The sequence below is a fragment of the Acidimicrobiales bacterium genome (assembly GCA_036270875.1).
Taxonomy (GTDB): Bacteria; Actinomycetota; Acidimicrobiia; order Acidimicrobiales; family AC-9; genus AC-9.
Genome location: DATBBR010000151.1, coordinates 1 through 13283, shown reverse-complemented (window position 1 = coordinate 13283; position 13283 = coordinate 1). Strand labels below are relative to the sequence as shown.

At 70.8% G+C, this 13283-nt stretch carries 15 protein-coding genes; all 15 read left to right on the top strand.

The window, feature by feature from the left end; all coding sequences use genetic code 11:
- Positions 1 to 448 (top strand): P1 family peptidase (locus VH112_14580; GenBank protein ID HEX4541465.1); only part of this gene is annotated, 448 nt, incomplete at its 5' end.
- 63 nt (positions 449 to 511) lie between these two features.
- Positions 512 to 1075 (top strand): uracil-DNA glycosylase, encoded by a 564-nt coding sequence (locus VH112_14575; protein ID HEX4541464.1) that lies wholly within the window; start codon positions 512 to 514, stop codon positions 1073 to 1075.
- Positions 1072 to 1593 (top strand): tRNA (adenosine(37)-N6)-threonylcarbamoyltransferase complex ATPase subunit type 1 TsaE, encoded by a 522-nt coding sequence (gene tsaE / locus VH112_14570; GenBank protein ID HEX4541463.1) that lies wholly within the window; start codon positions 1072 to 1074, stop codon positions 1591 to 1593. Before VH112_14575 ends, tsaE begins: the two co-directional genes overlap by 4 nt.
- Positions 1590 to 2378 carry a tRNA (adenosine(37)-N6)-threonylcarbamoyltransferase complex dimerization subunit type 1 TsaB gene (gene tsaB, locus VH112_14565; GenBank protein HEX4541462.1) on the top strand — a complete coding sequence of 263 codons (789 nt, stop codon included), beginning with the start codon at positions 1590 to 1592 and terminating at the stop codon, positions 2376 to 2378. Before tsaE ends, tsaB begins: the two co-directional genes overlap by 4 nt.
- A 2-nt stretch (positions 2379 to 2380) precedes the next feature.
- The gene (gene rimI / locus VH112_14560; GenBank protein ID HEX4541461.1) at positions 2381 to 2974 is read left to right on the top strand and encodes a ribosomal protein S18-alanine N-acetyltransferase; all 594 of its coding nucleotides are present in this window, start codon (positions 2381 to 2383) and stop codon (positions 2972 to 2974) included.
- A 4-nt stretch (positions 2975 to 2978) separates the two neighbouring features.
- Positions 2979 to 4016, top strand: a complete 1038-nt coding sequence (gene tsaD, locus VH112_14555) for a tRNA (adenosine(37)-N6)-threonylcarbamoyltransferase complex transferase subunit TsaD (protein HEX4541460.1) — start codon at positions 2979 to 2981, stop codon at positions 4014 to 4016.
- 181 nt (positions 4017 to 4197) lie between these two features.
- A complete protein-coding gene (gene groES / locus VH112_14550; protein ID HEX4541459.1) occupies positions 4198 to 4506 on the top strand; it encodes a co-chaperone GroES in 309 nt (102 codons plus the stop codon).
- A complete protein-coding gene (gene groL, locus VH112_14545) occupies positions 4506 to 6173 on the top strand; it encodes a chaperonin GroEL (GenBank protein ID HEX4541458.1) in 1668 nt (555 codons plus the stop codon). The genes groES and groL overlap by 1 nt, the downstream gene beginning before the upstream one ends.
- 99 nt (positions 6174 to 6272) lie before the next feature.
- Positions 6273 to 6434 (top strand): hypothetical protein, encoded by a 162-nt coding sequence (locus VH112_14540; protein ID HEX4541457.1) that lies wholly within the window; start codon positions 6273 to 6275, stop codon positions 6432 to 6434.
- 6 nt (positions 6435 to 6440) lie between these two features.
- The gene (locus tag VH112_14535; protein ID HEX4541456.1) at positions 6441 to 7121 is read left to right on the top strand and encodes a CoA pyrophosphatase; all 681 of its coding nucleotides are present in this window, start codon (positions 6441 to 6443) and stop codon (positions 7119 to 7121) included.
- Between the two features lie 77 nt (positions 7122 to 7198).
- A complete protein-coding gene (locus VH112_14530; protein HEX4541455.1) occupies positions 7199 to 8365 on the top strand; it encodes a GuaB3 family IMP dehydrogenase-related protein in 1167 nt (388 codons plus the stop codon).
- Positions 8362 to 9924, top strand: coding sequence for a glutamine-hydrolyzing GMP synthase (gene guaA, locus VH112_14525; GenBank protein ID HEX4541454.1), 1563 nt, complete (start codon positions 8362 to 8364; stop codon positions 9922 to 9924). The genes VH112_14530 and guaA overlap by 4 nt, the downstream gene beginning before the upstream one ends.
- Before the next feature lie 22 nt (positions 9925 to 9946).
- A complete protein-coding gene (pcrA, locus tag VH112_14520) occupies positions 9947 to 12190 on the top strand; it encodes a DNA helicase PcrA (GenBank protein HEX4541453.1) in 2244 nt (747 codons plus the stop codon).
- Between the two features lie 57 nt (positions 12191 to 12247).
- Positions 12248 to 12673, top strand: coding sequence for a cobalamin B12-binding domain-containing protein (locus VH112_14515; protein HEX4541452.1), 426 nt, complete (start codon positions 12248 to 12250; stop codon positions 12671 to 12673).
- Between the two features lie 34 nt (positions 12674 to 12707).
- Positions 12708 to 13283: ATP-grasp domain-containing protein (locus VH112_14510; protein ID HEX4541451.1), on the top strand; the 576-nt coding region annotated here is incomplete at its 3' end.

Below are 13283 nucleotides of genomic sequence, written 5' to 3'. Positions count from 1 at the left end.
GACGGTCAGCACGTGGCGGGGGCGGGACGCCGCCGTGCCGGCGGGGATCGGCACTGCCACCGAGCGCCGAGAGCACCTGACCGTGTCGGCGCTCATGGCTGTGAATGCCTTCGGTGATGTCGTCCCGCCCGGCTCCGCCGCGGAGGAGCGGGCCGACCCCGGACCCGGCGCCTTCCCGCCCACCTCCGGAGGGTCGTTCTGGGTCCTGGGGAACACCGCCGTCGGCGTCGTCGTGACCAACGCCGCCCTCAGCAAGACCGGCTGTCTGCTCGTGGCCCAGTCGGCGCACGACGGCCTGGCCCGCAGCATCGAGCCCGCCCACACCACGGTCGACGGCGATGCCATCGTGGCCGCCGCCCTGGGCGAGGTGGAGGCTCACGTCGACGAGGTCCGGTTGCTCGCGGCGCGGGCCGTGGTACGGGCCGTGGTCTCCACCGTCGCCGGCTAGCAGCGCGGACCCTGAGTCGAGTTACCCAGCGCTTTCGCCGACTCCGGCGATTACGATGCTGGTGTGGCGACGCTCGTCGAGCTCGAGCGGGAAGCACATGTCTGTGTCCGCTGCCCGCTGTCAGAAGGCAGGACGAACGTTGTGTTCGGCGTCGGGGAACCCGACGCCGCACTGATGCTCGTCGGCGAGGGGCCCGGACGGGACGAGGACCTCGCCGGCGAGCCGTTCGTGGGCCGGTCGGGCCAGCTCCTCGACCGGCTCCTGCGCCAGGAGATCGGCCTCGAGCGTCGTCAGGCCTACATCGCCAACGTGGTGAAGTGCCGGCCGCCGGGCAACCGGGACCCGCGGCCGGACGAGATCGCGTCGTGCCGTCCCTATCTCGAGGCCCAGCTCGACATGGTGGCGCCCGCGGTAGTGGTGACGCTCGGCAACTTCGCGACCAGGTTGCTGCTCGACACCAGCGAGGGGATCCGACGCCTGCGGGGACGGGCCTATCCCTTCCGCTCGGGGAGCCTCATACCGACCTACCATCCGGCCGCCGCCCTGCGGGGCGGGGGAGGCGAGGTCCTCGCTGAGATGCGAGCGGACCTGGTGCGGGCCAAGCAGGAGCTCGGAGCGCGACTGTGATCGTCGCCGCCACCAAGTCACCCGACGACACGAGGGAGCTGGCCGCGGCAGTGGCTGCCTTGGTGGAGCCTGGGGACGTCCTGCTGCTGGCAGGAGAGCTCGGTTCCGGCAAGACCGTCTTCGCCCAGGGCTTCGGGCGGGGCCTGGGCGTCGAGGAGCCGGTGACGAGCCCGACCTTCACGCTGCTGCGCACCTACAAGGGCCGGATCACGCTCGTCCACGCCGACGTCTACCGTCTCGACCACCTCCAGGAGGTCGTCGACCTGGCCCTGCCCGAGCTGCTGGACGAGGGTGGGGTGGCTCTGGTCGAGTGGGGTGACATGGCCGCCGCCGCCCTGGCCCCCGACTTCCTGGAGGTGGGCCTCGACCTGGGCGCTGACGACGACGACCGGGTGCTCACGCTGCAAGCGGTCGGGAGGCGGTGGTCGGGGCGGCTGCACGCGCTGGGCCTCGCGCTCGACCCGTGGTTGATCGACCCCGGTCCTGGCCACGATTTCCTCCCGGGGGCGCTCCGGTGATCATCCTCGGCATCGAGACCGCCACCCAGCAGGTCGGCGTGGCCGTGGGCGGCCAGGAGGGCGTGATCGCCTCCTTCGGCGCGGCGCGCGGGCGTCGCCACGCCGAGACCCTCGCTCCCGCCATCGACTTCGTGTGCCGCCAGGCCCAGGTGGAGTTGCGGGAGGTGAGCGTCGTGGCCGTCGACGTGGGCCCCGGGCTCTTCACCGGCCTGCGGGTGGGCGTGGCGGCGGCGAAGGCGACGGCCCAGGCCCTCAGGGTGCCGATGATCGGGCTGTCCAGCCTGGATCTGCTCGCCTTTCCGATGCGGCACACCCGCAGGCTCATCGCCGCCGTCATCGACGCCCGGCGGGGGGAGGTCTACAGCGCCCTTTACCGCCAGGTCCAAGGTGGCGTCCAGCGGCTGTCCGACTACCGGCTCCAGCCGCCCGCCGAGCTGGCCTGCGAGCTCGAGGCCAGCGGCGATGAGTGCCTGGTGGTGGGCGACGGGGCGGTCCGCCACGCGGACCTGCTTGCCGTGGACAGCCGCATCGAGCTGGGTGGGCTCGGGTACGCCCATCCGCAGGCCTCGGCGCTGGTCGAGCTGTCCCATCCCCGCGCCCTCCGCGAGGAGTTCGTGCAGCCGCGCGACCTACGGGTCCTCTACCTGCGCAAGTCCGACGCGGAGATCAACTGGGACCAGCGCCGCCCCGCGGGCCGACCTGGACCGGGCTCGGCTGGCGACGGGGAATCGGCGCGCCCGACCGGCCCGGAGGGCGACGGCGCCCCGGTCCCGGGGCGGGGCTGACGGTGGCTGCTGCTCGCGTCCCCGACGACAACGCCCGACGCCCGTTCGTCCCACCCCGGCGCCCGACGGTGCCCGAGGTGCAGATCCTGTCCATGCGACGCCGGCACCTCCGTTCCGTGTTGCGTATCGAGGCCCAGGTCTATCCCCGCCCGTGGTCGCTGAGCCTCTTCATGAGCGAGCTCGCCCTGCGCACCACACGCGCCTACCACGTCGCCCGGGCCGAGGGAACCGTCGTCGGCTATTCGGGCCTGATGTTCAGCGGCGCCGACGCCCACGTCACCACCATCGCCGTCGATCCGGCGTGGCAGCGACACAAGGTCGGCACCCGACTCATGCTCAACATGGCCTGGCTGGCCCGACATCGAGGAGCCCGCAACCTCACCCTGGAGGTGCGGGTCGCCAATCGCGTCGCCCAGGCGCTCTACTACCGGTTCGGGTTCCAGCCCGCCGGCATCCGCAAGAACTACTACGCCGAGACCAACGAGGATGCCCTGGTCATGTGGGTGGACGACATCGACACCGATGACTACGCCCGCCGCCTGGATGCCCTGGAGGCGGGGCTCGGCTCGACAGCGGTGGGCGAGGAGCGGTGGTGACCCCGTGACCCCGCCGGCGCGCATCCTGGGCATCGAGACCTCCTGCGACGAGACGGCCGCGGCGGTCGTCGCCGACGGCAACCGGGTGCTCTCCTCGGTGGTGAGCAGCCAGGTGGACATCCACGCCCGCTACGGCGGTGTCGTGCCCGAGATCGCCGGACGGGCGCACGTCGACCTCCTGACGCCGGTCATCGCCGAAGCGCTGGTGGAGGCGGGGCTCGACGCCCGCGGCGCCGAGGACGGCGACGGCGCTCCCGGCGTGGCCGCCGTGGCGGCCACCGTCGGTCCAGGCCTGGTCGGGTCCCTCCTGGTCGGGGTCAGCGCGGCCAAGTCGCTGGCGCTGGTGTGGGACGTGCCCTTCGTCGCCGTGAACCACCTGGAGGCGCACCTGTACGCCGCCTTCCTGGAAGAGCCGGATCTCGAGTTGCCGCTGGTCGTCCTGCTGGTCTCGGGTGGCCACACCCTCCTCGTGGCGATGGAGGACCACGGGCGCTATCGGCTGTTGGGACAGACCATCGACGACGCGGCGGGAGAGGCGTTCGACAAGGTGGCTCGCTTCCTCGGCCTCGGCTACCCGGGCGGCCCCGTCATCGACAGCCAGGCCGCCCGTGGGCGGGGCGACGCCATCGCATTCCCCCGCGCCCTGTTCGACGATGGCCTCGACTTCTCGTTCAGCGGCCTCAAGACGGCCGTGATCACCTACGTGCGCAAGCACCCCGACGTGTCCATCCCCGACGTGGCCGCCTCCTTCCAGGAGGCCGTGGTGGACGTGCTGGTCGCCAAGGCCCGGCGGGCGGCGGCGGCCGTGGGCGCCCGGGGGCTGTGCCTCGCCGGCGGGGTGGCGGCCAACTCGGTCCTGCGGGAGCGGATCCTCGACGCCTGCATCGCCGACGGCCTGCGCGCCTTCGTCCCCAGCCGCTCGATGTGCACCGACAACGCGGCCATGGTGGCCGCGGCAGGATGGTGGCGGCTGCGAAGCGACGGTCCCAGCTCGCTCGAGACCGGGGCCGACCCCGGGCTGCGGCTGGCCGACGCCCGCTGAGCCCCTCGCCAACTGAGCCCCTCGCCAACTGGGCCCGCGCCGACTGGCCGTCGCCAACTGGTCCGGCGCAGGACCCAGTTGCCAGCAGCGGGACCGCTCGCTAGGGTTAGCACTCGACATCTGAGAGTGCTAAGGCCGAGAGTGCTAAGGCCAAGAGCAAGCCAAAGGGAGGCCTGCGGAGATGAACCTACAGCCCCTCGACGACAGGATCGTCGTGCGCCCCAGCGAGTCGGAGGAGACCACGGCTTCGGGCCTGGTGATCCCCGACACCGCCAAAGAGAAGCCCCAGCAGGGCGAGGTACTGGCGGTGGGCCCCGGACGGCGATCGGAGAACACCGGCGAGCTGATCCCGCTCGAGGTCGCAGTGGGCGACACGGTCGTGTACTCCAAGTACGGCGGGACCGAGATCGTCATCGAGGGCGAGGACCTGCTGATCCTCACCGGCCGTGACGTCCTGGCCAAGACGACCGGCAAGAAGGGCAAGAAGTAATGCCCAAGATCCTCAAGTTCGACGAGAGTGCCCGGCGCGGGCTCGAGGCCGGCGTCAACAAGCTCGCCGACTCGGTCAAGGTCACGCTGGGCCCGAAGGGCCGCAACGTGGTCCTCGACAAGAAGTTCGGCGCTCCCACCATCACCAACGACGGCGTGACGATCGCCCGTGAGGTGGAGCTGGAGGACGCCTTCGAGAACATGGGCGCCCAGCTGGTCAAGGAGGTCGCCACCAAGACCAACGACGTGGCCGGCGACGGCACGACCACGGCGACGGTCCTGGCCCAGGCGCTGGTCCGGGAGGGCCTGCGCAACGTGGCCGCCGGCGCCAGCCCGGCCGCGCTCAAGCGGGGCATCGACACGGCCGTGGCCGCGGCGGTCAGCTCCATCCTGGACCAGGCCAAGGAGATCGACGACCGGAGCGAGATCGCCCAGGTCGCCGCCATCTCGGCCGCCGACGCATCCATCGGCGAGGTCCTGGCCGACGCCATCGACCGGGTGGGCAAGGACGGCACGGTGACCGTCGAGGAGTCGAACACCTTCGGCCTGGAGCTGGACTTCACCGAGGGCATGCAGTTCGACAAGGGCTTCCTGTCCCCGTACTTCGTGACCGATGCCGAGCGCCAGGAGGCCGTCCTCGACGACCCCCTCATCCTCATCACCAATCAGAAGATCAGCGCCGTCCACGACCTCGTCCCCGTGCTCGAGAAGGTCATGCAGGGCGGCAAGCCGTTGCTCATCATCGCTGAGGACGTGGAGGGCGAGGCCCTCGCCACCCTGGTCGTGAACAAGATCCGGGGCACGTTCAACTCCGTCGCCGTGAAGGCGCCCGGGTTCGGCGAGCGCCGCAAGGCGATGCTCGAGGACATGGCCGTCCTCACTGGCGGTCAGGTCATCTCCGAGGAGATCGGCCTCAAGCTGGAGAACGCCACCCTCGACCTGCTGGGCCATGCGCGCCGGGTCATCGTGACCAAGGACGACACCACGATCATCGAGGGTGCCGGCAGCGAGGACGACATCAAGGGGCGCATCGCCCAGATCAAGCGGGAGATCGAGGACACCGACTCCGACTGGGACCGGGAGAAGCTCCAGGAGCGACTGGCCAAGCTGGCCGGCGGTGTTGCCGTCGTCAAGGTCGGCGCCGCCACCGAGGTGGAGCTCAAGGAGAAGAAGCACCGCATCGAGGACGCCCTGTCGGCGACCCGGGCGGCCATCGAGGAAGGTGTGGTCGCTGGTGGGGGTACCGCCCTCATCCGCAGCCGCAGCGCCATCGACACGGCCGCCAAGGGCCTCAGCGGTGACGAGGCCACGGGCGCCGACATCGTGCGCAAGGCCCTCGAGGAGCCCACACGGTGGATCGCCGCCAACGCCGGACTCGAGGGCGCCGTGGTCGTGCGCCAAGTCGAGTCCGAGAGCGGCACGATCGGCCTCAACGCCATCACCGGTGCCTTCGAGGACCTCCTGAAGGCCGGGGTCATCGACCCCGCCAAGGTGACCCGATCAGCCCTGCAGAACGCCGCCTCCATCGCTGGCCTGCTCCTCACCACCGAGGTGCTGGTGGCGGACAAGCCTGAGAAGGGCCCCGATCCCGCCGCCGCCGCGGCCGCCGCTGCCGGCGGTGGCATGGGCGGCATGGGCGGAATGGGTGGCATGGGCGGGATGATGTAACACGGCGAGACCGTATAGCTGGTCGGCCGGGCCCCAGGGGCTCGGCCGACTGCTGTCCGGGGCCGATGCGGGCGTGGCCCACAACTAGATTGTCCGCATATGGACCCCCGGCCGCCCCCCGATCCCGCCAAGCTCCTGGCCTTCTGGATGGAGTGGGAGCGGGCGGAGACGCCGCCTGGGCGGGTCATGAGCAACCTCAAGACCGGGGGCCTGCGCGACCTGCTGGAGGCGCTGGTCGAGGGCAGCACGGTGGCCAGCTAGTTGCAGGTGGGGTCGGGCGAGCAGCTGATCCCCCGTCCCGACGGGGCCCGCCCTGGCGCGCCGGCTCCGTGGGCGAAGGTGGAACCTGATCTCAGGCGGGGCGTCACCATGGAGCGGGTGCGGGCAGGGCTGCGCCGGCAAGATCCGACGACTCCCGAGACGGTGGCGAGGCTGGAGGCGGACCCGAACGGCGAGGCCGGCGTGCTCGTCGCACTCTTCGAGGAGGCCGGGGAGACCAGGGTGATCCTGACCAGGCGCGCCGCCCACCTCCGCTCGCACACCGGTCAGGTGGCCTTCCCGGGGGGGCGGCTGGAGCCGGGAGAGGATGCGCTGGCCGGCGCCCTGCGGGAGGCCCATGAGGAGGTCGGCCTCGATCCGGGCCAGGTCGAGGTGCTGGGGCAGCTGGCCCCGCTGGCGACCGTGTCGAGCGGGTCGAGGATCACGCCGTTCGTGGGGGCGCTGGCGCGACGTCCGCGCCTGACGCCCAACCCCGGCGAGGTGGCTCGCACCTTCGACGTCAGCCTGGCCCAGCTGGTCACCGACGACGTGTACCGCGAAGAGCGCTGGGACCTCCCAGGCCAGAAGGACCGACCGATGCACTTCTTCGAGATCGACGGCGAGACGATCTGGGGCGCCACGGCCCGCATCCTCACCGAGCTCCTGGAGCTGGTGGTCGGCGGGGGCTGAACGTGCCCCGAGAGCCGCTTGATCGGCACAGCGTCGCTGTAGCCTTGGCCTTTCCCCCCGAGTTGTGAGGAGCGTGGATGGCTGAGGTCGAGATCGGCATCGGCAAGTCGGGTCGGCGGGCGTACGGGTTCGACGACATCGCCATCGTCCCGAGCCGGCGGACCCGCGATCCCGAGGAGGTGGACATCTCCTGGGAGATCGACGCCTACCGGTTCGAGCTCCCGCTCATGGCCGCGGCCATGGACGGCGTGACGAGTCCCGCCATCGCCGCGCAGGTGGGCCAGCTCGGCGGGACCGGTGTCCTCAACCTCGAGGGGCTGTGGACCAGGTACGAGGACCCCGAGCCCCTGTTCGAGGAGATCTCCCACCTCGACGACGACAAGGCGACGGCCCGCATGCAGCAGATCTACACCGAGCCCATCAATCCCGAGCTCGTCACGGCCCGTATCCGGGAGATCAAGAGCGCGGGGGTGGTGTCGTGCGCGGCCGTGACCCCGCAGCGGACGAAGAGCCTCGCGCCGGCCATCCTGGAGGCCGAGCTCGACCTGCTCGTGATCCAGGGGACTGTGGTGTCGGCGGAGCACGTCTCGAAGAGCACCGAGCCGCTCAATCTCAAGCGCTTCATCCGGGAGTTCGACATCCCGGTGATCGTCGGTGGTTGCGCCTCCTACCAGGCGGCCCTGCACCTGATGCGCACCGGCGCCGTGGGCATCCTCGTGGGTGTGGGGCCCGGCAACGCCTGCACCAGCCGGGGCGTGCTGGGCGTCGGCGTACCCCAGGCCACGGCCATCGCCGACGGTGCCGGAGCCCGCATCCGCCACCTCGACGAGACCGGCGTGTACTGCCACGTCATCGCCGACGGCGGCATGAGCCGCGGCGGCGACGTGGCCAAGGCCATCGCCTGCGGCGCCGACGCGGTGATGCTGGGCTCGCCGCTCGCCGCCGCCAATGAGGCGCCCGGCCGCGGCTACCACTGGGGCATGGCCACGTTCCACCCCACCCTGCCGCGGGGCGCCAGGATCCGCACGGGCATGAGAGGGACGATGAGCGAGATCCTCCTGGGACCGGCGCACGAGAACGACGGCCGCTTCAACCTCTTCGGCGCGCTGCGCACCTCGATGGCGACCACCGGCTACGAGACGGTCAAGGAGTTCCAGAAGGCCGAGGTCATGGTGGCGCCCGCCCTCCAGACCGAGGGCAAGGCGGCCCAGCGGTCACAGGGCGTCGGTATGGGGCACCCTTGAGCTCGGCGGGTCCCCTCCCGGGCGACCCGGCCTTCGACACGGTCCTGGTCGTCGACTTCGGGGCTCAGTACGCGCAGCTGATCGCCCGGCGGGTGCGCGAGGCGCATGTCTACTCCGAGATCGTTCCCCACACCATGCCGGCGGGCGAGATGCTGGCCCGCCGGCCCAAGGCGATCATCCTCTCCGGCGGTCCCAAGTCGGTGCACGTCGAGTCGGCGCCCGCCATCGACCCCGACGTCTACCGCTCGGGCGTGCCGGTGCTCGGCATCTGCTACGGCGCCCAGCTGCTCGCCCACCAGCTCGGGGGATCGGTGGCCCGCACCGGCCGAGGCGAGTACGGGCGGACACCGCTCACGCTGCTGGCGCCGTCGGTGCTCTTCGCCGAGCAGCCCGGCGAGCAGGACGTGTGGATGAGCCACTTCGACGCCATTTCCAGCGCCCCCGACGGGTTTGCGGTCACGGCGCGGGCCCCCGACGCCGCCGTCGCCGCCCTGGAGGACGCCAGCCGCCGGCTGTACGGGGTGCAGTTCCACCCGGAGGTCGTCCACACCGAGCGGGGCCAGGAGATCCTCAAGCGCTTCCTCTACGACGTGTGCGGCTGTCGTCCGAGCTGGACCCGCACCTCGATCATCGAGGCGTCGGTGGAGGCGATCCGGGCTCAGGTCGGGTCCCATCGCGTGCTGTGCGCCCTCTCCGGGGGCGTCGACTCGAGCGTCGCCGCCGCGCTCGTCCACAAGGCGATCGGTTCCCAGCTGACCTGTGTGTACGTCGACACCGGGCTCATGCGGGCGGGAGAGTCGGAGCAGGTGGAGGACACCTTCCGCGGTCAGTTCCAGATCGACCTGGTGCGGGCCAAGGCTGCCGACCGGTTCCTCGAGGTGCTGGACGGGGTGGTGGATCCCGAGGAGAAGCGCAAGGCCATCGGCGCCACTTTCATCCGGGTCTTCGAAGAGGTCGCGAGTGACATCGACAACGCCCGGTTCCTCGTCCAGGGCACGTTGTACCCCGACGTCATCGAGTCGGGCACCGATGACGCGGCCAGGATCAAGTCCCACCACAACGTGGGGGGCCTACCCGCCGAGATGAACCTCGAGCTGGTCGAGCCCCTGCGCGCCCTGTTCAAGGACGAGGTGCGGGCAGTGGGCGAGGAGCTGGGCCTGCCCGAGGAGATCGTGTGGCGTCAGCCGTTCCCAGGTCCCGGGCTGGCCGTGCGCATCGTCGGCGCCGTGACGCCCGAGCGGCTCGAGCTGCTGCGGGCGGCCGACGCCATCGTCGTCGAGGAGGTGAAGCGGGCCGGCCTGTACCGCAGCCTGTGGCAGAGCTTCGCCGTCCTGCCCGGCGTGCACACCGTGGGGGTGATGGGTGACGAGCGGACCTACGCCTATCCGGTCATCATCCGCGCCGTCACGTCGGACGACGCCATGACGGCCGACTGGGCCCGCCTCCCGTACGACCTCCTCGAGCGGCTGTCGAGCCGGATCATCAACGAGGTGGCCGGCGTCAACCGGGTCGCGTTCGACGTCACGTCGAAGCCGCCAGGCACCATCGAGTGGGAGTGACCACCGCTATGGTGGCAGCGAGATGAGCGAGGCGGCCGCGGCCGGACCTGATCGGGCCGGTGAGGAGGAGCTCTTGGCCGGGCTCAACCCCGCCCAGCGTCGCGCCGTGCTGCACGGAGATGGCCCGATGCTGGTGGTCGCCGGCGCCGGCTCGGGCAAGACGCGGGTGCTCACCCGTCGGATCGCCCACCTGGTGGTGGCGCGCGGGGTGTCGCCGTTCCAGCTGCTCGCGATCACCTTCACCAACAAGGCCGCCGACGAGATGCGTCACCGCGTCGCCGCGCTGGTCGGCCCTGTGGCCGAGCGGATGTGGGTGTCGACCTTCCACTCGGCGTGCGTGCGCATCCTTCGTCGCCACGCCGACAAGCTCGGCTACCGCTCCTCGTTCACGATCTACGACCAGGCCGACGCCGTGCGACTCACCGGCTACGTGCTGCGCGATCTCGATCTCGACCCCAAGCGCTTCCCGCCTCGAGCCGTCCACGCCGCCATCAGCAACGCCAAGAACGAGATGCTCGACTTCGAGACCTACTCGGCGCGGGCGGAGAAGGTCTTCGAACGCCGGACGGCCGAGGTCTACCGCGACTACCAGCAGCGGCTCCTGGCGGCCAGCGCCATGGACTTCGACGACCTGCTCCTGGTGACGGTCAACCTCTTCCAGAGCCATCCCGAGGTGCTGGCCGAGTACCAGTCGCGCTTCTCGCACATCCTGGTGGACGAGTACCAGGACATCAACCGCACCCAGAACGAGCTGATCCTGCTGTTGGGCAAGGGGCACGGCAACGTCTTCGTGGTCGGGGACACGGACCAGAGCATCTACGGCTTCCGGGGGGCCGACATTCGCAACATCCTCGAGTTCGAGGAGGCCTTCCCCGACGCCACCGTCGTCCTGCTGGAGCAGAACTACCGATCCACGCAGACCATCCTCGACGCGGCCAACGCCGTCATCTCCAACAACGTGATGCGCAAGCCCAAGGTCCTGCGAACCGAGCACGTGGGTGGCGAGCGGATCTCGTACTACCAGGCCGAGGACGAGCGGGACGAGGCCTTCTGGGTGGGCGAGGAGATGGCCCGCCTGCACTCCACCGGCCGATGCCGGTGGGGTGACGTGGCCGTGTTCTACCGCACCAACGCCCAGAGCCGGGCGATCGAGGAGGAGCTGGTCCGGCGGGCCGTTCCGTACGTCGTGGTCGGCGGGCCGCGCTTCTACGACCGCCGCGAGGTGAAGGACCTCCTCGCGTACCTCAAGGTCCTCGTCAACCCCGACGACGAGGTCTCGTTCCGGCGCATCGTCAATGTCCCCCGTCGAGGGGTGGGAGACACCAGCGTCCGGCGCATCGAGGCGTGGGCCTCCTCCCACGGTGTGACGTTCGGTGCGGCCCTGGCCGAGGCCGAGCGAGCGGGCGTCACCGGTAAGGCCGCCACCGGGGTCCGCAGCCTGCTCCAGCTGCTCGAGCGCCTGCGCAGCGACGCCGATGGTGAGCTGTCCGGCGCCGACCCGGCGGTGGTGCTGGAGGCGTTGCTGGAGCTCACCGGCTACCGGGCCGAGCTCGAGGCCGAGCACAGCCTCGAGGCGGCGGGACGGCTCGAGAACCTGGCCGAGCTGGTCGGCGTCGCCAGCGAGCACGAGGACCTGGCTTCCTTCCTCGAGGGGGTGGCCCTGGTGAACGACGCCGACGACCTCGACGACGACGATTCCAGGGTCGCACTGATGACCCTCCACACGGCCAAGGGCCTCGAGTTCCCCGCCGTGTTCCTCGTCGGCATGGAGGAGGGGGTGTTCCCCCATCTGCGGGCATTGGGCGAGCCCGACGAGCTCGAGGAAGAGCGCCGTCTGTGCTACGTCGGCATGACGCGGGCCCGCGAGTACCTGTACCTGTCCCACGCCACCTGTCGCGGGCTGTGGGGCTCGGTCCAGTGGAACCCGCCCAGCCGTTTTCTGAAAGAGGTCCCGGAGATGCTGCTGCGGGCGGCAGGAAACGGTGCGACGAGCAACGGCGCCAACGGCGCCAGCAGGTCGGGGACCCGTGGCCGCGACGCACTCGTCGAAGAGGCCCGCCGGGCCGGTCGGACGAGCCCGGCCCGGACCACGGGAGCGGAGCGGCTGGGCCTGAAGATCGGTGACGACGTCGTCCACGGCAAGTGGGGAGAAGGCGTGGTCCTCGAGCTGCGCGGCAGGGGCGACAAGGCCGAGGCCACGATCCGGTTCCCGGGTATCGGCGAGAAGCAGCTCCTGCTGGCCTGGGCGCCGCTCAAGCGGGCCTGACCGCCGTGAGTGGCCCGGTTGGTGGGGCCGCACCGGGCCCTGCGTAGTATGCGATGGATGAACAGGCCCTACCGCGTGATCGTGGCCAAGCCTGGCCTCGACGGGCACGACCGGGGGGCCAAGGTGATCGCACGGGCCCTGCGCGACGCGGGCTTCGAGGTCATCTACACCGGCCTGCACCAGACACCCGAACAGGTCGTCCAGGCCGTGATCCAGGAGGACGCGGACGCCGTCGGCCTGTCGCTGCTCTCGGGGGCGCACCTCACCCTGGTCCCGAAGATCATGGAGGCCCTCAGGTCCCACGGCGCCGGCGACGTGCTGGTGGTCTGCGGGGGCATCATCCCCGAGGCCGACATCCCCAAGCTCACCGAGATCGGCGTGGCCAAGGTGTTCACCCCCGGGGCCCCGCTCCAGAACATTCTCGAGTGGCTGGGCGACGAGCTCGACCGCCGGGAGGCGGCGAGCGAGAGCAGCCAGACCTAGATCCGACGACCGAGCCGACAGGAGAGGCAGCCAGGTGGACCTGTTCGAATACCAGGGCAAGCAGTACTTCGCCCGTTACGGGATCCCCGTGTCGCCAGGAGGCGTGGCCGACACGGCCGACCAGGCCGTGGTCGAGGCCGACCGGGTGGGGTACCCCGTCGTGGTCAAGGCCCAGGTCCAGGTCGGCGGTCGGGGGAAGGCCGGGGGCATCAAGCTGGCGGGTGACGCCGCCGAGGTCCGGCGCCACGCCGAGGCCATCCTCGGGATGGACATCAAGGGCCACGTGGTGCGCCGGCTCTGGATCGAGCACGCCTCGGACATCGCCAAGGAGTACTACGCCAGCTTCACGCTCGACCGCTCGGCGAAGCTCCATCTCGGGTTGGTGTCGAGCAGGGGCGGCGTCGACATCGAGGAGGTGGCGTCCGAGGAGCCCGAGGCCATCGCCCGGCTCCACATCGATCCCGTCGACGGGCTCACGGTCGAGGCGGCCGCTGCCCTGGTGGATCGGGCAGGGCTCGACGAGGAGGCCCGGGAGGGCGCCATCGACCTGCTGGTCAAGCTCTACCGCTGCTTCGTGGAGGGCGATGCCGACCTGGTGGAGGTCAACCCG